This is a genomic window from Enterococcus caccae ATCC BAA-1240, assembly GCF_000407145.1.
Classification (GTDB): Bacteria; Bacillota; Bacilli; order Lactobacillales; family Enterococcaceae; genus Enterococcus_L; species Enterococcus_L caccae.
Window position 1 is genome coordinate 829573 of sequence record NZ_KE136473.1, and the last position, 22367, is coordinate 851939.

A 22367-nucleotide genomic window follows, 5' to 3' on the forward strand; every position below is an offset into this window, starting at 1 on the left:
ACATGGAACTAGATGCCGAAAAAATTATTAGTAAATTATTACAAAGAATTGCTGAGCTGGAACTCGAAAACGCAAAACTATCTGTTGCATTCGGAGAAAAAAATCTTGTAAATGAAGAGCAAGGTGATGAGTAATGGCTTATGTAAAACAAAATTGGAGACCGTTTGACGATACTCTTAGTGTTGAAGAGAATACTCTTAGAGGAGGGGTTGTTACTGCTGAAAGAGCTAATCACATCGAATCAGGTATAGAAATAACAGATAAAGATCTCACTGTACACAAAAGCGATAAAGTCATCCATGTAACTCAAGCAGATAGAACAAAATGGAACGGCATATCAGATGTACAAAAAGTGAAAATAACTACTGATAACGGAACAGCTTATTTAAACGTTGCTGACCACGAAACAATACTTGATCGGATATTGAAAGAGGGCGGGGGATTTAAAACTGGTTTAGCTAGTGCTAAAGTCAGTGACTCACCAAGCAATACGAGTGCGACAAGGTTTACATCAAATATGGTAGCTGCTACTGGCGGTAGCGTGTTAGCACAAGATGCAGCAGGCAACGTGTGGTCAAGGATTATATCAAGTAGCAAATGGCATACAGAGTGGCAACGGCTCGCAGCAACTAGTCAAGTACAAATGTCTAAAATTACTACTGATGATGGTAAGCCGATTAACACCATTACCAGTGGAGATATTTTATCCGTTGTTTTAGCTAATGCACCAGGAGTAAAATCTTATGCATCAACTAACGGAGCAAGTGACCACCCATCTGGTGTTGTGCCTTATAGATTTACTGCACAGATGACGTCAACGACTCATGGCAATGTTATTGGCATGACTGATACTGGAGATGCTTATCTAAGGGCTGTTGTCGGCGGTAAGTGGGTAGCCGAGTGGAAAAAAGTATGAAGTTTTTTAAAGGTTTAAGGAATGGCTGTTTGATGGTCATTCCTTTTTGGTTAGTTGTGATACTGATGGTACTCAAAATAATGAAAAGGTGGTAATTATGATAGTGTTTAAATATTTAGATCAGTTTGTGGCTGATGCGGATCACAAAGCAATTTACGTTTTGGCGTTAATTTGCATTGCGATGATTATTGATTTTTTAAGTGGGACTTTGTCAGCAAAGATAAATCCTAATATTGAGTTTAAGAGTAAAACAGGTATCAATGGTATCTTGCGAAAGGTAGCGAGCATGGTCCTGTTGATGTTCTTCATCCCTCTAGCGCCATTAATCCCTGGCGGTGCTGGCGTAGGTCTGATTTATGTTTTATACGTAGGTTATCTATTGATGGAATTGAAATCAATTCTTGAAAATTATAAAAAAATGGGAATCGGTACAGAGCTGTTTGAAGACTTTATCAAAAATATTAAGAATAAGGATGATAAACATGAGTAGTATTAACGCGATGATCAAATGGATGTCTGACCGACAAGGAAAAGTAAGCTACAGCATGAATAGTCGTTTAGGTCCTAATAGCTATGACTGTTCCAGTGCCGTTTATAACGCTTTGATTGCGGGCGGTTTTTTAAAAGCTGGCTCGATGGGTAATACTGATAGTTTGTTCAGCCATTTAGAAAATGCCGGATGGCAGCAAGTGCAACCAGTAGATGGTAATTATCCAGCAAAACGCGGCGATGTCTTTATTTGGGGTAACCGTGGTGGTTCTGGTGGTGCTGCAGGTCACACTGGAATTTTTGTAGATGATCACGACAATATAATCCATTGCAATTATGGTTTTAATGGTATCACGGTAAACAACCATGATTATATATGGGAGCTTAACGGACAGCCAGCAATTACTATTTATCGATATACAGATGGTAACTCAGATCCAAAACCAAGCGCGCCAAAACCAATTGATCCAGTGCCTCAAGCGCCAGATAAAAGGGTTATTATGAGCGGTGTATTTTATCCTGATAGGCCGCTGGCGGTAAGTGCTGACACTAATCCAGATGACGTAGCAAGCCCAGCGCTGGACTATTACAACGCAGGTCAACCAATCAAATACGATGGTTATATCATGGCTAATGGTTATGCGTGGATCAGCTACATTTCCGACAGTGGTAAACGTCGTTATGTTGCTGTTGGTCCAGATGATGGACGTATCGATACAACATGGGGGAGAGGTTTTTTTAATTAATAAAAAAGCCCTCCTGATAATTCAGGGGGGCTTTTTAAAGAATCATTTAATATTTTCCCAAATGAATGTCCACAAATCCTCAAAAGAACTATTCTCGGAATTTTCATCTGTTTGGACGTTGATTCCCATAGTAGTATCTGTATCATTTATCATTTTTTTGATAGCTTCATGTAAGCTATCGGATTCAAAATAGCCTAATTTTTGATATTGTTCTAAAATTAATCCTATTTTTGATAAAGGGATTTCCATTTGAGTTACCTCATTTCTTATTTTTTTATTTACCTAAAGTCACTCCGCCAGCAGTGGAAGTGACTGTGCCAGCACCAAATCCGTTGTAGACTTGAGCAGTAACTCTAACACCGCCGTATCCTTTAGAGCCAGAATGATTGATATAAACTCCGCCATTGTAATCAAATCTATTCGGGATATTAACGGTTGAATTAAATTTCTTCCCGCGATAGGTAACGCTAAACTCTGCTTTATACATCGCAGAATTTGACGAAACTAATGTATAGCTTGTGTAAGCCATTGTATTACTGATTTTTCTAGTGGCAGCGTGGAGTACCAGCGCATTTACAAGCCGCTGATTTTTTGCAGGTGAATTACCATCAGCTGGTTGTATAACGGTTGTCTGATAAAAATCATCGTTTTCGCTGAAACCATCCGAGTAAAAATGTGCTTTCACGTTTTCTGGCAAATCATTAAAATCAACTTCACTTTTTTGATCTGTTGTAATTTCGTTTGTTGTGGATTCGGCATGCGATTCCGGAGCGAAGTTTAAAGCAAAAACTAAACTTAATGATGTGATTAAAAGTGTCAATTTTTTCATAAATTTATACCAACTTTCATTTTTTCTCATCGCGATTGAGTTACTCCATATAATACATTAATACCCAAAAGTTGTAAATATATTTATGGATTATTTTTTCTAAAAACTCATTGTATGTTAATTTTAAGCATGGTTGAGACCGATAGGAAAATGCTGTAATATTAATGTTTATACGCCTATAGGCGTTTTATGTTTATGGAAAAAGAATTATTTTGGAGGTTTTTAAATGAGTAAGATTAAAAATGCATTGGTTTTTACAGTTGTATTAGTTATTTTCGTTTTACCAACTGTAGTAAATGCAGAATCTACGGTTAATGTCAACACTGCTATTTTGGATGAGTTAACAAAAATCACAGGAGTAGGTCCAGTCACAGCACAAGCAATTATTGATAGCAGACCATATGGCAGTCTGGATGATTTAGCAAACGCAAAAGGTATTGGTCCAAAAACGTTGGAAAAAATTAAGCAGCAAGGTATTGCGAGTGTGACTGGTACCTTACCCCCAGCGGTTGAGGATGATCATTGGTTGATACCTAATAAAATATTAAAGGCAAACGTAGAGTACTTTACAGGTGAGTATGACTACAAGTATAGGACAGACGATAAAGGACGGATAGTGGCTGTTGATATTGGTAAACTTAGTATGACAACACGCACTGCAAGATTGCCTCATAGCGCTGATACCTTGGATAAATTACAAGGAGATCATGCAGGGCATTTGGCTGGCGATCGTTTTGGAGGGTCACCCAAATTGGATAATCTTGTGTCTCAGGCTAGTCATGTTAATTTAAGTAGTTATAAAAAGTTAGAAAATAAATGGGCTGATGCTGTCGTAAAAGGTCAGCAAGTAAAGCTTAAAGTTACACTTAATTATGCTGATAACGCGCGCCCTACGTCTTTTGATGTTGATTATACAATTGACAGCACACAAGCTGTGGAGACAATACAAAACGTAAATCCATAGTTTTCCCCCATCTCATTTGAGGTGGGATTTTTTGCGTTAAAATAGCCCTACTTTATTTGGAGGATTTGTACATAGCTTTAATATTGGGAGAAACATGGGTGAATTTTGATACAAAAGTTTACAGGTTAGTTGTTATATTAGGTGTAGAAATAAATATAGCTTCTGTTTAAAAACCGGGTATAGAGTAATATTTAGTAATACTTAGAACTACTAAAAGTGTGAAAAAACAATGATTTGTATATTTTATATAAACTAATTGTAAAAAATAATTGTTATGATTGATTCATCATGGTATTATATAGTATATAAAGTACTGGAGAGAGGATCGATTATTTTTGCAGACGAAGGTAATTGAAGATGAAGAAAATATAGAAAATGACGTTTACAAAAGAGATAAAATCAAATCAGAAAATTTCATTTTCACTTTCGATATCATTTGGTTTATTTTAACTGGAGCAGTATCATTATGGAAGTTCGACAAACTGTATGTTTCATCTAAGTCAAATTCAGATGTAGCATATTTTGTATTAGTTTTTGCAATGCCGATTCTAATAAAGCATTTTCTTAGGATTAGTTTTTTTCAAACATTATCAGAATATACAAATAAATACATAGTATTTTTTTATAGAACAGCGAATACTTGTTTTGCGATATCGGGATTTTATTTCGCTATAATTTTTTTGTTGTTAAGCAATCATGGATTCGTTGTTAATGAACTTGTCTATATTAGTACTTTAGTATTTCATATTGTTGTGATTCTGTTAGGGTTATATGATAAGATAATGGTAAGATTGAAACCAAAAAAGACGGGAGGTAATTAAAATGTTATTAGCATGGATTGGTGGAGTTTCTATTTTAGTCCTATTGTTATTTGTTTTAGCTTTATTTATAGTCACTTTATCCTATACTAATGATGTTGAAATTAGTTACATGATCTTGGTTGATGAGATAAAAGATGCCTTCTTTATGAGGAAAAATAAAAAAATAGAATTTTTTCGAAATATAATTAATAATGAGCGTTTAAGAGTGTTGAAAAAAATTGTAAAAACGAAGGATAGCGATTTGATGAAGATTCTATCCATAGATAAAGAAAAGGCATCTGAGTTTAAGAGTATGGTTCAACAAGATATAAAAGAGAAACAGATATTCTTCATGTCTCACGAAGACGCAAAAAAGGTTATGGAACAAGAGGATATTCTCAGCTTTATGGGAAGCTATAAAGCTGCTATTGAGGTTTTTTCAATAGAGAAAAATAGAGTTGATTTTAAGCAAGAACTTAAGAAAAATAAATCAAAAAATGCAAAGAAATTTGAAGAAGTTTATGAATATCAAATTCATAAAGAGAATAATAGTATTACTGACTTGTTTAATGGACATTTCAAAGCTTGTTAGATTTTATACCGACCGGTTAGGGTCGGTATTTTTGTGCAAAGAAAAAACCCTCACGATTGTGGGGGCTAAAGTAGATATTTATTTATAGTAAAACTGAAATTCAATTGCTTCTAAGCGTCGACTTTGTCCTGTGGTGCCAACTATCAAACCGTCCCTTTTCCATTCTGTCCAACCAATATCTTGAAGGTGAGCTCTGTAACGCATCCATATCGTGGGATGTTGAAATGCCATTGCGACAGCTTCAATCCGCAAAGATTGACCAATCGTTCCGGACAAATCTGCATTCTTTTTTCCGCCTTGCCAACCTATGTCCTGCACGTGGGATTCATAAAGAATGTTTCCGGAGTAAGCGAAAAGAGCAAAGGCTTCTAGGCGTAATGATCTACCTGTAGTCCCCAAACGAAAAGTTTGGGAATCAACCTTGCTTAAGTTAACAAAGCCTAGATCCTGAATATGAGAGTAGCCGCTAATTGTTAAGGTAGATCTCGAACGTGAAGGTGCAGGATTTCCGTCTAATGAATCTGGAACAACCACAAAGGAAGGGTGGTTAGATAAATTCTCTTCAGCGCAGGAGATATTCGCTCCTATCCCCACAAATCCAAACATTGCCAACAACGCAACAAACAATTTTTTCTTTAACATTAAATTACTCCTTAATCATATTTATAAGATTAATTGTCCTATATAAATAACTATATGGTATTTTGTATTCGCTGTCAATAAATATTTTTATCCCACAATTCCGCAATCCTATCCTCAACATCTACGCTCAAAACTAGCAACCTGTACAATTCTTCCGCATCCTCTAAATCCTCAAACTCCCACCGAGCCGCACCTTCCTCGCTAACCAATCCTACTACGTTACCATCTAATATAATAATTTGATCCATAATAAAAACCCCCTTACATATAAATACGCAAAGAGGGGAGGGGATTATTACAATCCGACAAAATCAGTTGGATCTTTAGATAGTTTATAATTGTAATCAATCGTGTAACCTACGGGTGTAGGAGCAAGATTAGTTACTCTGGCAACAAGATAATCAGTACCGTAATCTGAGCTACCTGCAGTAGAACCAAAAAAGCCCTTTGAAAAATTACCTGCGACTACCTCTTCCGAAAGAACGCACTGTCCATCAGGAGAAACATGTTTTACCAAGAAATTTTCGTTATACAACGCAGAAGTGCGAATCTTAAAATGATAATTCACGTGATATCCAGATATAACTGGTAATTTAAGGATTAAAAAGTCGGCGGATTCAAATGACTTTATTAGCTTACTATTAGAAACACTAGCAAAATAAGGCTGAAAACTGAACCGTTGGGTGGTTACATCCTCTTTTGCATAACCGCTAGTACCAGATAACGAAAGAACTCCAAAAATTAAAGTGATAATTACTGCAAATTTCTTTTTCATAAAAAAACTCCTTTTGATATAAAATTTACTTTTACTAATTATAATATATATAAATCTCTATGTCAAAAAATATTTATATATTTTTTATATCAATTTAATAACTCTAATCTTATCAACAATACCTATAAAACTATTCTTCTTCAAAAAATTCATCTTCCTCAGCATTTAAGTAAAAAACAAACTTATCCAACCCAACGTCGTTAATCAATCGTTGGCCACACCCCCAGATGAACTGTTGGAATTCTTGATAGGTTAGAAGACCATTTTCATATTCCTCGATTAAATTCACTAATCTGCACGCTCCCAATCATCATAGATGTATTCAACTCGTCTTTTTTTCATTTTGAAGTCAGTCCTCTTGTATACTTTATTAGTTGGTAAAGTTAAATACTGATATGGATCTGTATACTCTAAAACAATAAAATGATCTATTTTTTCTAGTGGAAATGCGAGTAAATAATCTCGCTTTTTTATTTTAGGGATTGACCAAAAATTATATACAGTTCCCTCTATATTAACTCTTTTTGAGCTTACTTTGCGGAACGGGACCAGGTGTAACGAGTAAAAGTATTGCGCTGGTCGTATGTACTCATTAAGATATACAGTTTTTACATATCTCATTATCATCACCTTGAAAACATTATACGAACAATTGTTCTGGTTGTCCACAACAAGATACTTCACCTTATGATTATAAAATTAAAAAATTAACCACAGAATTTTCCACACTCCGCGGTTAATATGATGTTATTCGAAGCAGAGTAAAATATAAAAATCCTTATTTGACGGCATTTTACATCGTTATAATAGGTTAGGGAATAACTACCAAGAGTAAATAACAACCTTCATTTCCACCACAGACGACGGTCGTGGTGGTTTTTTATGCTTTCAAAAGATAAGTATGACGGCTTTTAGATATGTTTAGTAATGAGTTTACGTTTGTTTAGTTGCTTGTTAAAAAATGTTTTACCATGAAATTTTCGCAGTTGAATAAAAAATTCAAGTGTATCAAAGATTGACAGACAGGTCGTTTGAACGTTGCTTAATTAATTAGTTTGATATATTGCAACCATAGTAAAATAGAGACTATATTTTTGGTAAATGATTTGTTTGTGAAAAAGAAACGACTATTTAAGAGTGGTATTCTTTTTTTGTGGTTGAGCTCTAAAGTTCTTTTAATAAGTGATTTTTTTGAGCTAGGGTCGGTCCAGATAAAACATTAAGTATAGTTAGTAAAAGTTATAAATAAAAACGAACTATCTGTTTTTAGTTCAATATCAACAAATGAAAAAGAATACCAAGAATAGCCACTCCAGCACTAGTCAAAAAGTGGGATATAATCAGATTTTCTCTGACTATGTCCCACTTTCTTTCAATTATTGCATGGTGATTTTGGGTGTTGTATATTCGTTTGTAGCCCCTGGAAACCACCTATTTAAGCGAGTAGAAAGTTCATTTGCACGATCGAGACTTTCAATGTTTATCACATCTAAATAAAATTTCCCGTTACTTTGTTTTCCGTAGGACACTCTAGTAGATAAGAACTTTTGTGCATATTTTTCTCGTAAATTTTTTCTTAGTCTATTACTGATTGCTTGCCAATCTTTGGGCAGGTTGTCAATTTCAATCCAATCGTATTTACCATCAGCTTGTGTTACTTTTCTAACGTTGAATTCTTGATAATTTAATACCTGTCCTCTAGTAAGTCTTAAAGATTCAGACATCATGTAGCTTGTCCATTCATGTTTTATGCCCACAACTTTCATCATTAACCTATCAGGATACTCAATTAGAAACACATTTCCATTTGTTAACATATCCCACGTATTTTGGCGAGTAAACTCAGCCATACCTTTAGCCATCTGTTCATGTGGAATATCGTTTATCGTTACTTTTCTTAAATTTTTACCAGTTTCAATTGGATTATGATTATGGCGTTGATCCATGTAAGGTTCATTTGTAATGAATTTTATTTCATCATTGGGATCTTTTGTATTACTACCAATCCAGTTCTGAATTAAATTATACTTCTCTGTATTGATTCTAACAGCATAATTCATTGGAGAAGAACTGTATGCATTCACACCGACGATACGATTATTGGTGTTATAAATTGCACTACCACTTGAACCACCAGTATTATCCAAAGTATAATAAATTCTTGTAGCACTTAGATTGCCAATACTCCCTGATTCAGTTCGCATTTTATAATCATTAAAGTCACCATGATAGCCTGACAACGTTATAGACCCCATTGTGGATTTTGTTAATCCAAACCATCCAGTTGTAAGTCCAATATTTTTGTTTAATCTAATGATACCAATATCTGAGTCTGCATCTCTCGAGTTAACCCAACCAGATGTAGTACTTAATCCTACGGAGCTAATTTCTCCATAAGGTGCTCTATTATTTATTCCATCATAGCCAGGAAAAACAGAAACCTTTGTTGCCCAACCACCGTCATTTTTTGAGTAAATGACATGTCCAGCAGTAAGTAAAACATTTTGAGAAATTAGATTTCCGCTGCCTCGGTAAGTCAAACCATTTGGAAAAGTAGCTAACACAAGAGCTATCCTTCTGTAAGGGTTTCCTGTGGTATCTGAGACGACTGTTCTATTATCTGGTCCATGTATCAGATATGGATTGGCGTTTTTTTGATCATCTATTTCAAATTCCAAAGCGTTATCTGGAAGTGATGTAAAACTTTCCAGTAGCTCTTTTTTTCCATCGAAAGGTTCTAATTCGGTTGGTATTGATTTTAAAATAGTTTCATAAGGGAGAATAGAACCATCAGAATTTACGGTGTCTAAATCATGAGCAGAGACCTGCTGAGTGTTACTAATCATACCAATTCCTAATAATACTCCTAATGTTAATAATAAATTATTTTTCATAACAATCTCCTTTTTTAAAGTTAGTAATATATTATCATATATATGAAATGTTTTCCAACTTTAGTCATGTGATTATTGATATGAACATTGAAAAAGGGTGTGGGACAAAAGTAAAAATCACTTTTGTCCCACACCCTAAATACGAATAAATGGTGGAAGCAGATGCAATCCTTTCGGAAATAAGCTGAAACTCACAAAAATTTGAAGAGCAAATTTCGTGAATTTCTTCTTATTTCTCGGGATTAAACGCTTCTGTCCCATCCTCGTATTTTCCAGTTGAAAATCACAAGGCCTCAATAAACCGATTCGTTCGAAACAATCGTGCTTCCAAATTAGTTCCCAGCTCAATAGCTGCTTGTTGTCCTTTACCGCCAAACTTATATCGAATAGCATCTGCATTGGTTTTAGCTGCAATATAAGAAACACCAAAATTAGCCTGCATTGTATGAATCAAGCGAACATAAAGGGCACTTTCAGATATGCCAAACTGATTGGACAATTGGGATAAATTCCAGCCTTCCTTTAAAAAACGAAAGAAAACAACATCAGGTACAAGAATCGCGGAAGCACCAATATTTGCTTGGAATTCATGTAAAACTTCATTATAGGAATATTGTAGACTACGATCTGTATCAGTAAAAATAGTGTCACTTTCAGTCATATGGAACAAATAATGAGTAATTTCATGACTGATAGTGAAGTTTTTTCTTTTTTCACTCATGTTTTGATTATAGCCAATCGTTGTCTCTAAAGAGTCTTTAACGATCATACCAGAAATACGATCTCTTGCAACGCCATCGAATGGAAAACTGCGCATTGAAACTCCCTTAGATTTTACGAAATCCCACAGATAGGAACAGTCATAATTTTCATAACCGATATTATTTGCGACCATCAATGCCGAGATATAATCGTTTATTTTATCTGAAAAACTAAGATATTCATCAACTTGCTCTGTCATCCATTAATCACGCCTTGTCGTCTTGTTTTAGTTCTCGCTCACGTTCGATCTCAGATCTTCTAAAACGAAGAAAACGATCTACTTCATCTTTTAATTCATCTACTTCATTTTCAGATAACCCATCAGTATTCATCCGAAACATAATTTGGGAAGATAAATTCTCTTCCTGAGTAACATCTGTAATAGTAGGTATTTCAGATCTTCCTAATAAATAGTCCGTGGAAACATCAAAATAATCCGCTACTTTTTGAATATTTTCTATTTTAGGAGAAGAAGTATCCCAGCGACGAATTTGTCCGTTTGAAATACCTGTATTACGTTCGATTTCAGCAAAAGTAACTTTTTTCTTGTCAGCCAGTTCTTTAATTCTGTAAGTTAAACTCATGTTTTTCAACCTTTCATAAGCTTAATGAAAAAAACATTAGCTTTTAAGCTATTTTTAGTTGACAATTAGCTTTTAAGCTATTAAAATGTTCTTATAAGCTAATTTATCAGTAAATAGTTAGTCAAGCCATTCTAGTAGCCATTTCCAAATAAGGAGAAGCGGCAAAGGTAGAAGAGAGCTTATTTAACTATACTTTCATGATAGCGTAAATGCTAATTTTAGTCAACGATTTTATTATATATTAGCTAATTTACTAAAGAGAAGGTGTAAATAAAAAAAGAGTACCAGCTTACGATTAAAGAATGTACAAAAAAGGAGAGGATGTACAATGCTATTATTTCCAGAAATTGATCGAAAGAAAACAAAGAAAAAAGTCCATGATTTGTTAAATGCTTATCGTACTTTAGTTCGGATTGCAGGTGAAAAACATGCCCCTAAATTAACTACAGCCTATACATTTGAACTAAATAACGATGAAGCAGAAATTACCCGCAGGACAGGTCAGTTAGTTGATCGAAAACAGCTTGCTGAAATGGAACTGATTAAGATAGTAAATGCAATGAATCAATTGGATGCTTATGACCGACAATTATTATATGACAAATATATAGATCGCGATTTTACTACAAATATCGCAATTTATATGAAACATCATATGAGTGAAAGCAAGTTTTACAGAGAGTTAGATAAAGCCATGATTCGTTTTGCAGAAGCTTATGAAAGTGGACAATTATTGATAGAGAAGTGACATTTTTATGGGAGAAATTCGGCAGTTTCGTAACTTAAAAATAGAGTAGACTATAGTTGATCCAGTAGTTAAAGAGTGTTCAACAGAAAAAGAGAAAAGACATGTAGTTTAAACTAGCGGATTTATTATTAATCATTAAGCAATTAAGAAAAAAGAAAAAAGGTGGTAATTATGAAGATGTTTGCGTATTTAGATCGATTTTTAGTGGATGCAGATCATAAAGCAATCTATGTTTTAACATTGATTTGTGTAGCGATGATCATCGACTTTTTAAGTGGGAGCCTAGCTGCAAAAATCAACCCCAATATTGATTTTTTAAGTAAAGTTGGAATCAATGGAATTTTGCGAAAAGTGGCAAGTATGGTGTTATTGATGTTTTTTATTCCTTTAGCGCCGTTGATCCCCGGTGGAGCAGGAGTGGGACTGATTTATGTTCTGTATGTCGGTTATCTATTGATGGAATTGAAATCAATTCTTGAAAACTATAAAAAGATGGGAATTGGAACAGAACTCTTTGAAGAGTTTATAAAAAGTATCAAAAGTGGAAAAGAAGATGAATAGTGAACGTTGACTCATCTACTCTATAAAAAAAATGAAACTGATAGCAGAAGTTCCTGTCACAGTTTCATTTTTTTTAGTTATTTTCTTCTTGTTTTCAATGAACGAAATAAAGTTAAGCTTAACGCTGTAATGCACAAGATAAAAGAGCCCAAGAAGGTAATTCTCATCCCAAAAATAAAAATATCAGGTCGTTCACTGATGAATGTCGTTACACGTTGACCATAAAGGACACTCATTGCGTTGTATAAAATCGTGGTAGCTAAGGAGATCCCTAACACCATCCCTAGATTACGAGCAAAAGAGTTCATACTTCCAGCTACACCGAGATCTTCTTTAGCAACGCTGCTCATAACAGTTGTATTGTTAGGAGACTGGAACAATGCATTGCCTAACCCCATAATACCAGTTGCTAAAATATAGTACCAAAGTGGTGTTCCTTGATTTAAAAATATGTACATCAATGCGGTCACTGACAATAAGAATAATCCAGAAAACGTCAAAAGTTTCGTGCCGATTTTATCTGTTAAAAAACCACTGATTGGCGAACCTATCACCATTAGCAGAGGAAACACCATCATTAATAAACCCGCTTTACTGGCTGGTAAACCTCGAGCATTCTGTAAGTAAAAGGGGATTACAACATTAACAAAAAAGTTTGATGAAAAAATCAAAACAGCGGTGATCAAACTCATGGTAAACATGTTATTTTTAAAAATTGAAAACGTGATCAATGGTTGACTGACATGTTTTTCTACTTTAATAAAAGTAAGGAATGAAGCAAAAGCTAAAATAAATAAAAGGAAAGGCAAAAATGCATTGAAGCCAATTTCTTGACCGATAAAAATTGCTCCGAAAAAAGACATAATAAATACAGCAAATAAACTAAAGCCAACCATATCAACTTTTTTATCGCTTTTAATCCTATCTTTGGGTAAAAATTTTTCCCCAATCAAAATCGTAATGATTCCTACAGGAACATTGATCCAAAAAATATAAGGCCATGAGAACTGTGAAAGAATCAATCCACCAATCCCAGGTCCTGCAATTGAACCAAGGGAAACAAAAGCACCAATTGAGCCTAGCGCACGACCTCGTTCTTTAAAAGGAAAAACTTCTGTAATAATTCCTGAGTTTGTAGCCATTGTCATACTAGAGCCGATGCCTTGAATGATTCTGGCAAATAACAAAAATCCTAATGATTGATTAAACCCACATAGTAACGATCCAACCGTGAAGATGATTGTTCCAATACGATAAACTTTGATTTTGCCGAAACTATCTCCGATTTTGCCAAAAAGTAATAAACAAGCACAAACAATCATCAAATAAATGGAGACGATCCATTCTGACTGATTCATTGGTACATTCATATCTTTTGAAATCGTCGGTAATGCTATATTGACGATGCTGGCATCTAGTGTGGACATAAAAGTAAACATAGCTACGGAAACCAAAATCCACCAGCGATTTTTTTGAACAATAGGATTTTCTTGAAAACTAGTCACTGATTCCATATCTTCATCTCCTTAAAAGTGTAATTAGTCCGCTATCATCATACTCCTTTTTTTTTTAAAGTCAGTGTAAAAAATAAAATTAGCGAGAATCTCTTTTGACTAATCTTTACTTGTTTTTTTAAGTTGAGCATAAATACAAGCTAAATCAGTCATACTTATTTTTAACTTCTGTTACAATAAATTGAGAATAACTGTACTAAAATGTGTCATTTTTTGTTATACTTTTTAAGTAAAGTCAATCAATAGAATCGTTAAATCTGTCTTAGTATTGATTTTTAGTGAATTAAAACAGTTTATTTGTTTTGTAGATATTGTGATCAAGCTTAAACAGAGAAAAAATATAGATACTTAAGAACGTAGGTTGCTAGTCAGTTATACAAATCAATCCTTTCTAAAATAAGAAAGAAACGAAGGGTGAAACATGTTCCTTTTTTTACCTTATTTTTCAAAGAAACCATTGTTTTGTTACGCTTTTAAATCAAGGAGGATATTATGGCTACGAAACATGATCAAATATTAAAGTACATTGAAGGCTTACCAATCGGTGATCGTATCTCAGTTCGAAGCATCGCTAAAAATCTTGGTGTTAGTGAAGGAACAGCTTATCGAGCAATTAAAGATGCAGAAAACATCGGTTTGGTTTCAACGATTCAGCGAGTGGGGACGATTCGAATCGAACGAAAACTCAAAAAACATATTGAAAAACTGACATTTGGAGAAGTGGTTCGTATCATCGAAGGAGATGTGTTAGGCGGATCCGCAGGTTTAGATAAGGTTTTAAATAAGTTTGTGATCGGTGCGATGACAGAAAAAGCGATGACACGTTACATAACCCCAGGTTCATTGATGATTGTCGGAAACCGCCAAGGTGTTCAAAAGTTAGCTTTAGAAAATGGCGCTGCAGTACTGATTACCGGTGGTTTTGATACCGAAAGTGAAATAGCCGAACTAGCGGATGAATTGGAGATGCCAGTCTTAAGAACGACGTATGATACGTTTACAGTGGCAACGATGATCAATCGTGCGCTGAGTGATCAATTGATCAAAAAAGATATCATGTTGGTCAGTGACATCTATACCACATTAGAAAAAACAAATTATCTACTTTCTGCAAACACCATTGCTGATTACCAAAAACTATCTGAAAAAACACACCACTCACGTTTTCCAGTAGTCAATAAAAGTTTGCGCTTAGTTGGAATCGTTACAGCAAAAGATGTTCTAGGCAAATCAGAAACTTTGACGATGGATAAAGTGATGACCAAAGATCCTATCGTTGCCAAGAAAATGATGAGTGTAGCTAGTGTCAGTCATCAAATGATTTGGGATGGTTTGGAAGTAATGCCCGTTGTTGAAGATGATCTATCTCTAGTTGGTTTTGTCTCCAGGCAAGATGTCATGAAGGCAATGCAGTTGGTTCAACGACAGCCGCAAATTGCGGATACAATCTCTGATCAAATTTCAGGCGAAGTAATGCCGATAGAAGTAGATAGTAAAACAACAGATTCTCAGTTTAAATTTACGGTGGCACCTCAAATGGTCAATAGTGTTGGAACGATTTCGTTTGGGGTACTTAGTGAAATTATTGCAAATGTGACACAGCGTACGATGATCACCAATCAAAGAAGAAACGTCTTGATCGAACAAATGAGTTTGCATTATCTGCGTTTGATTCAATTAGAGAGTGAGCTCGATATTCGACCAAGAGTTTTAGAAATCGGTCGTCGTTCAGCTAAATTAGATATTGAAGTCTACTTGGAAAATGCGCTGGTGGCTAAAGCAATCGTTGTTTGTCAAGTAATGGAACGCACTTAGGAGGAGTTACAATGGATGTTATCAAAGAAATTTTAACAAAAATCAAAGCCTACCAAACCGTCATTATTCACCGTCATCAAAGACCCGATCCAGATGCAATCGGCTCACAAGTTGGTTTGGCAGAAATAGTAAGAGCTAGTTTTCCAGATAAAATGATTTACCAAGCTGGTGGACCTGTAGAAGGATTAGAATTTTTAGCTGAAATGGATGAGATATCCGATGAAATGTATCAAGGAGCATTGGTCATTGTGACGGATACTGCTAATTCACCTAGAATCAGTGACGATCGTTATAAATTAGGAGCAGAATTGATTAAAATCGATCACCATCCAAATGATGATCCATATGGCGATTTGGTTTGGGTCAATACCAAGGCAAGCAGCTGTAGTGAAATGATCACTGATTTTTACATGCTTAATCAAGACGAGTTAGTCATGAATGATAAAGCAGCTCGTTTATTATACGCTGGAATCATCGGAGATACGGGGAGATTTTTATATCCTTCTACGACACCGCATACTTTAGAAGTAGCAGCTGAACTGATGACGTATCGTTTTGATGCAGCTGAATTAAATCGTGAACTTGAACAAATTCCAATGAATGTTGCTAAACTGGCTGGGTATGTTTACCAAACGATTGAAGTAGATGAACATGGTGCTGCCAAAGTTATGCTACCTCAATCTTTACTGGATGAATATGGAATTGTAGATTCCGAAACTGCGGCAATCGTATCCTTACCAGGTGTGATTGACGAAGTAATCGCATGGGGAATTTTTGTTGAGCAGCCAGAAGGGTATTATCGAGTTCGTTTGCGCTCGAAAGGACCTGTGATCAATGAGCTAGCTAAAAAGCATCATGGTGGCGGACATCCCTTAGCTAGTGGCGCAAATGCAAAAAATCAAGAAGAAGTGAATGAAATCTACAGTGAGATGCAAGAATTGTGTGAGAAGTATAAAAAATAATCCGTGAAAACCTTTACAAATGGTAAGGCATCCGCTATACTAAAATTAGTTAAATAACGGATAGTGATTGTTTATGACAAGCTAAACCTAATTGTGCCAAATATATTTTATTTGGTATAGTTGGGTTTTTTCTTTTTGTCTGATCCAAAACATCCAGAAATTGTTTAACTAAAAATAAGGAATAGTCCGGAGGATAAAGTGTGATGAAATTGAAAAAAATGGTTGTTGGTGCAGTATTATTATTGATGGTTTTAGCTGGGTGTAGCAATGGAACCACCAAAGAGGAAGAAAAGAAAGCTGATACAAAAGAAAATTCAGAAGTAGTGATTTATCTAGCGCGTCATGGTAAAACGATGTTGAATACCGTTGATCGTTCTCAAGGTTGGATTGATGCTCCCTTGACACCAGCTGGCGTTGAGGTTGCGGAGCAATTAGGTAAAGGCTTATCAGATGTTAAATTTGACAAAGTAGTAACAAGCGATAGCGGACGAGCAATCGAAACAGCTGAATTAGTATTGAAAAATAACGGTCAAGAAAAATTAACGAAAGAAATGACAAAAGATAAACGTCTAAGAGAATATAATTTTGGTACGTATGAAGGTCTTATGAATGAAGAAATGTTAACAGCCGTAGCGAAAGAGCAAGGAAAAACATATGAGCAATACAATGAGTGGATGAAAGAAGTTGGTTTCTATAAAGGAATCATTGAATTTGCTGATGTATTATCAGAATTAGATAAGAAAAATGTTGAAGAAGGTGTGAATTGGCCAGCAGAAGATAGCAAGACAATTGTTGCTCGCTTAACTGATGGACTAGATGATCTTGTCAAAGATGCGGAAAAAGAAGGTGCACATAATGTATTAGTCGTTTCTCATGGCATGAGTATTATTACGTTATTAGGTGAATTAGATGCAGATGCGGATTTACCCGATGGAGGGTTGAAAAATGCGAGTGTGTCAAAAGTAACCTATAAAGACGGTAAATACACGATCGATAGCGTAAATGATCTTTCTTACGTTGAAAAAGGGAAAGAAAGTAAATAAATAAGATTAATTTTACTATTTGTAAACAGAATAATTCTTTTCTTTCGTTTAGAAGTACGCTAAAATGAAGTGATAACACTTTAAACGAGAACGATAACGAAGGAGAATTTAAATGGAAAATTTACCAAGTTGCCCTGAATGTGGCTCAACATATACTTATGAGGATCGTGGCATGATGATTTGTCCTGAATGTGCACATGAATGGTCACAAGCAGATGCTACAGAAGAGACAGCAGCTGTTATTAAGGATTCAAATGGCAATGTGTTAGCTGATGGTGATAACGTTACAGTTATCAAAGACTTAAAAGTCAAAGGAGCAAGTGGTGCAATTAAACAAGGAACGAAAGTCAAAGGCATTCGTTTAGTTGTTGATGCGGCAGATGGCCATAATATTGATTGTAAAGTTGATGGATTTGGTCCAATGAAGTTGAAATCAGAGTTCGTGAAGAAAAACTAAGAATAAAGTATTTATTTTATGCATGATTACCGAGTCGTTAGATTGTACATCTAATAACTCGGTTTTTTGTATGTTTTTGAAAAATAGTATGAATTTTCGCTTTTTTGTCTGATGTTGCTCAGATATCCATATAAGTGTTATGTTAAAAAATTAATTTGATTAGATAAATAAATAAGAAACGGCATTTTATGAAAAGAAAAATAACTTTTGTTTATAAGAAAACGAAATGTAAAACACATTAAAATTAAATAACATTTTTATGTAGATTTTGTTAAAATATTAATATAGAATTAAATTAAATAAAGCGAAATGCATAAGTTTTAAGTATGTGAGAGGAAAATACGAAACTATTTTAGTGTAGTTAATTATTTTTGTGAAATCAAAGTTATTTTAGCTTTGTAAAATTATAAAGGAGTTGCACAAAATGAAATGGAGAAGTAAATTTTGGGTTGGAATAGGTATGATAGGGGGAATACTTGGATTAGGCATTCATTCAGAAGCGAGTCCAGCGGACAATGAAATTGGTAGTTACAAACAACCAACTGGTCAGCAATTTGAGGCTCAAATTATTGGAGATGAATACCTAAGCTACACTTTAGCAAATAAGACAGGCGATTTGATTGAATTATCAAATGATGGATATTGGTATTATAGTTTGTTTGATGAAGAAACGAAACAAACAACACCCTCAAAGAATAAATACCTGATTGATGAGCGCCCTTCTGAGGCTTTAGGCAGTAAAGACATTGGAAAATTAAAACCAAAAAAATCGGAAGAAATAACAGCAAGAAGTGCAAAGACAATTCAAAAATGGAATAAAGAGCAGCCACTTTTAGTTGTTTTGGTTGAATTTAGCGATGTAAAACTGAACTATTCTGATGCTGATTGGGAAAAACGAGTGTTCTCACAAACAGAAAAAAGTTTATCTACTTACTACAAAGAAGCCACAAAAGAGCTAATTGATCTAAAACCCGTGAAAAAGAAGACTGGAAAACAAGACGGTATCGTTCGAATACAATTAGATAGAGAACATCCGAAAGCTGGGAACAAATTTGATTTAGCCAGACCTGCTTTAAAAGAAGCGATAGAGAAATTGAAGGATTATGTAGATATAACAGAATACGACCAAAATAAAAATGGAATGATTGAACAGAATGAAATGCATATAATGAGCATTTTTGCAGGTTACGAAGCGTCAAGTATAAAAATGACTGAAAGTGTTTGGGGGCATAAAGGAAGTTTTCAAGGACGACCAATTGGCTATCCGATAGTTGATGGGATTAAATTAAACAACTATACATTATTTGGCGAAACTATGGTCAAAAAAAATAGTAATCCTGCTAAGCAATATGAGTATCAGTCAGAATTAGGCTTGGTGGCACACGAGTTTGGGCATGATTTAAGACTACCTGATTTGTATAATTCTGAAAGAACGATTATTGAACATGATGGTAAATTTGTAGAGGTTTCCAATGGAGATGGATTAGGACAATATAGTTTGATGGCTAGTGGTTCATGGGGGTATCTTGAAGGTGAAGAAGCTGGGGCAACACCAACACATCTCGATGCCTATTCTAAAGTAATGTTAGGCGTTGTTGAACCTAAAGTTGTTGAGAAAGAACAAACCGTTACGGTCAATCATATTAGCACACCTGATTTTAACGTTTATCGTGTGAATACTGCGAATCCACAAGAATATTTTTTAATTGAAAATCGACAATTAGTAGGGTTTGATGCATCTTTGAAAAGTGTTATTTATTCTAAAGAACATGGCACTAAACCAATTGTTGCTTCAGGTGGAATTGGAGTTTATCATATCAATGAGGCGTTCTCAACCAATACATCGCCTACTTCTCAACTTGTGACTATGAAAGAGGCGGATGAAGGAATTTTAGGTTATTCAAAATTAAATGAAACTAGATATTATGCTACAAATAATTATGATGGTTTCTATTATAAGGGACAAGGTGGCCATGATAAGCCACAACAAAATACAATGTACAAAACAACAGTCCCATCAACTCAAGTAGCGAGTGGAGATTATGCATATTATAATATGGTTGTTGAGTCTAAACCAAGTGAAAACATGCGCGTTTCGTTTGTAGACGATCCAATTTCGGTTACAGGAGTTGTGATCACCCCTGAAAATAAAGAGTTGTTAGTGGGAGAAACCCAACAGTTAAAAGCGGAAGTTGCGCCTGCTAATGCAACGAATAAGAACGTAATTTGGAGTTCTTCGAATGAAGCGATAGCGACAGTTGATCAAAATGGGACCGTCACAGCGAAAGCCAAAGGTGAAGCGATAATCACAGTTGAGACAAAAGATGGTGGAAAAAGCGCTAGCTGTAAAATTGACGTTACCATAGAAAAAACACTTTCTGAGTGGTTTGAAGATCAGAATTTAGCTAAAATGGTTGGGTACAATTTAGATTTGATCCTTACAGATAAGATAACTGAAAAACGTTTAAACAAAGTAAAAAAATTAGATATGAGATATGATCGAGCTATTTCAGCTATTAGTGACTCAGATTACAAATATGACGCTCTTCCTTACTATCCAATTGGTTACAGCAAACGTATAAAAGATCTAAAAGGAATAGAACTATTTAACGGGTTGGAAGAATTGATCCTACCATATGATTTTTCATACGAAACGATTAACAATATCTCTTTAATTACCCAATTGCCAAAACTAAATAGTATAGGAGTTAGTGAAGTTGCTAATACTTTGTCAAAAGTTAATCTAGATTTATCTAAAATTACGACGCTGTATGCCGAATCCCTTGATGAGAAGGATACATCTTATCTAGAAAAAATGACGAACTTAAATGCAATTAAATACTATTCTTCAAATGGACAGGATCATAGTGACACTGGTTGGATTGAAGCATCAGTCATTTCTACCTTAGCAAAAAATACAAAATTAGAAAAAATTGATAGTTTCTATTTTACTGGAACGAAAGCACTGCAACAATTGCAAACAATTCCTAATCTAAAAGAACTAGTGATTTCTGTAAATGAATCCACTGAAGAAAGTGTTACGTATTTGAAGCAGTTGCCTAAAGTTGAGAAGTTAGCGATCAAAGAATGTGATTTGACTAGTTCTGAATCTTTAGATATTTTTAAAAACATGGGAAATCTATATGCTTTGTCTTTTGTGGCTTCGAATAAAAAAATAGATTTTTCCGTTTTATCACAGTTAGAAAATTTGAAAGAACTGACAGTATCAGCTAGTGATGCGAAGTGGGAGACGCTATCTAAGCTATCACACTTGAAGAAACTAACAATTAGGGATAACAACGTTATCAAAGATCTTACTTTTTTACAAACTATGAATACGTTAGAAAAATTAATAGTTGGAAGAGTAGATGATGCGAATAATTATTCAGCAGTGGGGGGATTAACAAACCTAACACAACTTTCTTTAACGATAGATAATTCAGAAGCTAAACTATTAGATGTAAGTGCATTAGCTAAACTTACAAAGCTGAGAGAACTAGAATTACATGGGATTTATTTCTATGATGAAGAAAAACCACAAGATAGTAGTTTTCTAAGGAAATTAACCAATCTTGAGAGACTAAATCTTGAATTTACACTTTTCAATGATATTGACACTATCCGTCTCATGAAGAATTTGAAGTATTTTAACTATGGCTATTGTATTCTTGATGAAAAACAAGTGTTGGAATTATTTGCTGATACAAGAGGTGTTTATTTGCGTCCAGGATATGATTCATCTTTAGAAGCTGAAAATCCAAATCTCTACTTTTTACACTAAAAAGCTAGGTGTTCGTTAATAAGCTTCTTTTATAGAAATGAAAAAACATCTGAAGATTAGCTGACATACTTCCAAATGTATGGGAGTTTTAAGGCTAGTCTTCGGATGTTTATTTTTTATGAGTAGATGTTTCACGAAAGGATTGTATCCTTTTGGTTCCTCTCCAAAGGTTAATAATGACTAAGATACCACCTAAAATAAATGGTGCCCACAATAACTCTGGAGAATAATGGAAATTAGCAAGTTGTTCGGATGACTCAGCATTGTCCAAACTCCAAAGACCTTGTAACACTTGAAAGCTAAATACCATCATAAAGCTTGCAATCAGTAAAAGAACAAATCCAATATAATGTAGCTTACTTTTTTTTCTGATTATAGCAAATACAATATATAAAAATAGTAGAAAGACAGGAACACCAAAAGCAAAGTAGGGATTTAACATAGAAAAGCCTCCGTATGTAAAAATTGAATTCTATAATTCTTTAAAATACTA

General features: G+C 34.6%; 24 protein-coding genes. 13 read left to right on the top strand and 11 right to left on the bottom strand.

Annotated elements, in window-relative coordinates:
* Window positions 1-2: 2 nt before the first annotated feature.
* The 4 genes from I580_RS17345 (at window position 3) to I580_RS09500 (ending at window position 2151) form a co-directional block, all read left to right on the top strand.
* The gene (locus I580_RS17345) at window positions 3-134 is read left to right on the top strand and encodes a hypothetical protein (protein WP_010771750.1); all 132 of its coding nucleotides are present in this window, start codon (window positions 3-5) and stop codon (window positions 132-134) included.
* A 218-nt stretch (window positions 135-352) separates the two neighbouring features.
* Window positions 353-916: a hypothetical protein gene (locus I580_RS09490; RefSeq protein ID WP_143141663.1), complete on the top strand. Its 564-nt coding sequence runs from the start codon at window positions 353-355 to the stop codon at window positions 914-916.
* A 97-nt stretch (window positions 917-1013) separates the two neighbouring features.
* Window positions 1014-1406, top strand: a complete 393-nt coding sequence (locus I580_RS09495) for a phage holin family protein (protein WP_010771752.1) — start codon at window positions 1014-1016, stop codon at window positions 1404-1406.
* Window positions 1399-2151: a peptidoglycan amidohydrolase family protein gene (locus I580_RS09500; protein ID WP_010771753.1), complete on the top strand. Its 753-nt coding sequence runs from the start codon at window positions 1399-1401 to the stop codon at window positions 2149-2151. Before I580_RS09495 ends, I580_RS09500 begins: the two co-directional genes overlap by 8 nt.
* Window positions 2152-2193: 42 nt before the next feature.
* Here the strand turns inward: I580_RS09500 and I580_RS09505 are convergent, their stop codons facing one another.
* Together I580_RS09505 and I580_RS09510 are read right to left on the bottom strand one after the other, a co-directional pair.
* Window positions 2194-2400 carry a hypothetical protein gene (locus I580_RS09505; protein ID WP_010771754.1) on the bottom strand — a complete coding sequence of 69 codons (207 nt, stop codon included), beginning with the start codon at window positions 2398-2400 and terminating at the stop codon, window positions 2194-2196.
* A 25-nt stretch (window positions 2401-2425) separates the two neighbouring features.
* Window positions 2426-3010 carry a hypothetical protein gene (locus I580_RS09510; protein ID WP_010771755.1) on the bottom strand — a complete coding sequence of 195 codons (585 nt, stop codon included), beginning with the start codon at window positions 3008-3010 and terminating at the stop codon, window positions 2426-2428.
* Window positions 3011-3206: 196 nt separating this feature from the next.
* Between I580_RS09510 and I580_RS16750 the strand changes: the two genes are divergently transcribed.
* Together I580_RS16750 and I580_RS09525 are read left to right on the top strand one after the other, a co-directional pair.
* Window positions 3207-3944, top strand: coding sequence for a DNA/RNA non-specific endonuclease (locus I580_RS16750; RefSeq protein WP_010771756.1), 738 nt, complete (start codon window positions 3207-3209; stop codon window positions 3942-3944).
* 822 nt (window positions 3945-4766) lie between these two features.
* Entirely contained in the window at window positions 4767-5336 is a 570-nt protein-coding gene (locus tag I580_RS09525) for a hypothetical protein (protein ID WP_010771758.1), read from the top strand.
* Between the two features lie 78 nt (window positions 5337-5414).
* Here I580_RS09525 and I580_RS09530 read toward each other — a convergent pair whose 3' ends face one another.
* From I580_RS09530 to I580_RS09555, 7 genes are all read right to left on the bottom strand, one after another.
* Window positions 5415-5978, bottom strand: coding sequence for an Ig domain-containing protein (locus I580_RS09530; protein ID WP_010771759.1), 564 nt, complete (start codon window positions 5976-5978; stop codon window positions 5415-5417).
* 74 nt (window positions 5979-6052) lie between these two features.
* Complete coding sequence (locus I580_RS16960; protein WP_010771760.1) at window positions 6053-6226, bottom strand: hypothetical protein; 174 nt, start codon at window positions 6224-6226, stop codon at window positions 6053-6055.
* A gap of 47 nt (window positions 6227-6273) precedes the next feature.
* Window positions 6274-6753: a hypothetical protein gene (locus tag I580_RS09535; protein ID WP_010771761.1), complete on the bottom strand. Its 480-nt coding sequence runs from the start codon at window positions 6751-6753 to the stop codon at window positions 6274-6276.
* Between the two features lie 130 nt (window positions 6754-6883).
* Entirely contained in the window at window positions 6884-7042 is a 159-nt protein-coding gene (locus I580_RS17100; RefSeq protein WP_010771762.1) for a hypothetical protein, read from the bottom strand.
* Between the two features lie 1087 nt (window positions 7043-8129).
* Window positions 8130-9647 (bottom strand): trypsin-like serine peptidase, encoded by a 1518-nt coding sequence (locus I580_RS16485; protein ID WP_010771764.1) that lies wholly within the window; start codon window positions 9645-9647, stop codon window positions 8130-8132.
* Between the two features lie 283 nt (window positions 9648-9930).
* The gene (locus tag I580_RS09550; RefSeq protein ID WP_010771765.1) at window positions 9931-10608 is read right to left on the bottom strand and encodes an ImmA/IrrE family metallo-endopeptidase; all 678 of its coding nucleotides are present in this window, start codon (window positions 10606-10608) and stop codon (window positions 9931-9933) included.
* A 7-nt stretch (window positions 10609-10615) separates the two neighbouring features.
* Window positions 10616-10993, bottom strand: a complete 378-nt coding sequence (locus I580_RS09555) for a helix-turn-helix domain-containing protein (protein WP_010771766.1) — start codon at window positions 10991-10993, stop codon at window positions 10616-10618.
* Between the two features lie 328 nt (window positions 10994-11321).
* Between I580_RS09555 and I580_RS09560 the strand changes: the two genes are divergently transcribed.
* Window positions 11322-11741: an ArpU family phage packaging/lysis transcriptional regulator gene (locus I580_RS09560; protein ID WP_010771767.1), complete on the top strand. Its 420-nt coding sequence runs from the start codon at window positions 11322-11324 to the stop codon at window positions 11739-11741.
* 177 nt (window positions 11742-11918) lie between these two features.
* Window positions 11919-12302: a phage holin family protein gene (locus I580_RS09565; protein ID WP_010771768.1), complete on the top strand. Its 384-nt coding sequence runs from the start codon at window positions 11919-11921 to the stop codon at window positions 12300-12302.
* Between the two features lie 77 nt (window positions 12303-12379).
* Here I580_RS09565 and I580_RS09570 read toward each other — a convergent pair whose 3' ends face one another.
* Complete coding sequence (locus I580_RS09570) at window positions 12380-13816, bottom strand: MFS transporter (protein WP_010771769.1); 1437 nt, start codon at window positions 13814-13816, stop codon at window positions 12380-12382.
* 492 nt (window positions 13817-14308) lie between these two features.
* On the opposite strand from I580_RS09570, the gene I580_RS09575 reads away from it, so the two are divergent.
* The 5 genes from I580_RS09575 (at window position 14309) to I580_RS09595 (ending at window position 21874) form a co-directional block, all read left to right on the top strand.
* A complete protein-coding gene (locus tag I580_RS09575) occupies window positions 14309-15631 on the top strand; it encodes a DRTGG domain-containing protein (RefSeq protein ID WP_010771770.1) in 1323 nt (440 codons plus the stop codon).
* A gap of 11 nt (window positions 15632-15642) precedes the next feature.
* Window positions 15643-16593 carry a DHH family phosphoesterase gene (locus I580_RS09580; protein ID WP_010771771.1) on the top strand — a complete coding sequence of 317 codons (951 nt, stop codon included), beginning with the start codon at window positions 15643-15645 and terminating at the stop codon, window positions 16591-16593.
* A 203-nt stretch (window positions 16594-16796) separates the two neighbouring features.
* A complete protein-coding gene (locus I580_RS09585) occupies window positions 16797-17636 on the top strand; it encodes a histidine phosphatase family protein (protein WP_010771772.1) in 840 nt (279 codons plus the stop codon).
* Window positions 17637-17748: 112 nt separating this feature from the next.
* The gene (locus tag I580_RS09590) at window positions 17749-18093 is read left to right on the top strand and encodes a zinc ribbon domain-containing protein YjdM (RefSeq protein ID WP_010771773.1); all 345 of its coding nucleotides are present in this window, start codon (window positions 17749-17751) and stop codon (window positions 18091-18093) included.
* Window positions 18094-18517: 424 nt separating this feature from the next.
* Window positions 18518-21874, top strand: coding sequence for a M6 family metalloprotease domain-containing protein (locus I580_RS09595; protein WP_010771774.1), 3357 nt, complete (start codon window positions 18518-18520; stop codon window positions 21872-21874).
* Window positions 21875-21983: 109 nt separating this feature from the next.
* Here the strand turns inward: I580_RS09595 and I580_RS09600 are convergent, their stop codons facing one another.
* Window positions 21984-22316: a hypothetical protein gene (locus tag I580_RS09600; RefSeq protein ID WP_010771775.1), complete on the bottom strand. Its 333-nt coding sequence runs from the start codon at window positions 22314-22316 to the stop codon at window positions 21984-21986.
* Window positions 22317-22367: the final 51 nt, after the last annotated feature.

Bases quoted from the DNA above. Each gene is read 5' to 3' on its own strand.
- I580_RS17345 (WP_010771750.1), top strand. From the start codon at position 3: ATGGAACTAGATGCCGAAAAAATTATTAGTAAATTATTACAAAGAATT.
- I580_RS09495 (WP_010771752.1), top strand. From the start codon at position 1,014: ATGATAGTGTTTAAATATTTAGATCAGTTTGTGGCTGATGCGGATCAC.
- I580_RS09500 (WP_010771753.1), top strand. From the start codon at position 1,399: ATGAGTAGTATTAACGCGATGATCAAATGGATGTCTGACCGACAAGGA.
- I580_RS09505 (WP_010771754.1), bottom strand. From the start codon at position 2,400: ATGGAAATCCCTTTATCAAAAATAGGATTAATTTTAGAACAATATCAA.
- I580_RS09510 (WP_010771755.1), bottom strand. From the start codon at position 3,010: ATGAGAAAAAATGAAAGTTGGTATAAATTTATGAAAAAATTGACACTT.
- I580_RS16750 (WP_010771756.1), top strand. From the start codon at position 3,207: ATGAGTAAGATTAAAAATGCATTGGTTTTTACAGTTGTATTAGTTATT.
- I580_RS09525 (WP_010771758.1), top strand. From the start codon at position 4,767: ATGTTATTAGCATGGATTGGTGGAGTTTCTATTTTAGTCCTATTGTTA.
- I580_RS09530 (WP_010771759.1), bottom strand. From the start codon at position 5,978: ATGTTAAAGAAAAAATTGTTTGTTGCGTTGTTGGCAATGTTTGGATTT.
- I580_RS16960 (WP_010771760.1), bottom strand. From the start codon at position 6,226: ATGGATCAAATTATTATATTAGATGGTAACGTAGTAGGATTGGTTAGC.
- I580_RS09535 (WP_010771761.1), bottom strand. From the start codon at position 6,753: ATGAAAAAGAAATTTGCAGTAATTATCACTTTAATTTTTGGAGTTCTT.
- I580_RS16485 (WP_010771764.1), bottom strand. From the start codon at position 9,647: ATGAAAAATAATTTATTATTAACATTAGGAGTATTATTAGGAATTGGT.
- I580_RS09550 (WP_010771765.1), bottom strand. From the start codon at position 10,608: ATGACAGAGCAAGTTGATGAATATCTTAGTTTTTCAGATAAAATAAAC.
- I580_RS09555 (WP_010771766.1), bottom strand. From the start codon at position 10,993: ATGAGTTTAACTTACAGAATTAAAGAACTGGCTGACAAGAAAAAAGTT.
- I580_RS09560 (WP_010771767.1), top strand. From the start codon at position 11,322: ATGCTATTATTTCCAGAAATTGATCGAAAGAAAACAAAGAAAAAAGTC.
- I580_RS09565 (WP_010771768.1), top strand. From the start codon at position 11,919: ATGTTTGCGTATTTAGATCGATTTTTAGTGGATGCAGATCATAAAGCA.
- I580_RS09570 (WP_010771769.1), bottom strand. From the start codon at position 13,816: ATGGAATCAGTGACTAGTTTTCAAGAAAATCCTATTGTTCAAAAAAAT.
- I580_RS09575 (WP_010771770.1), top strand. From the start codon at position 14,309: ATGGCTACGAAACATGATCAAATATTAAAGTACATTGAAGGCTTACCA.
- I580_RS09580 (WP_010771771.1), top strand. From the start codon at position 15,643: ATGGATGTTATCAAAGAAATTTTAACAAAAATCAAAGCCTACCAAACC.
- I580_RS09585 (WP_010771772.1), top strand. From the start codon at position 16,797: ATGAAATTGAAAAAAATGGTTGTTGGTGCAGTATTATTATTGATGGTT.
- I580_RS09590 (WP_010771773.1), top strand. From the start codon at position 17,749: ATGGAAAATTTACCAAGTTGCCCTGAATGTGGCTCAACATATACTTAT.
- I580_RS09595 (WP_010771774.1), top strand. From the start codon at position 18,518: ATGAAATGGAGAAGTAAATTTTGGGTTGGAATAGGTATGATAGGGGGA.
- I580_RS09600 (WP_010771775.1), bottom strand. From the start codon at position 22,316: ATGTTAAATCCCTACTTTGCTTTTGGTGTTCCTGTCTTTCTACTATTT.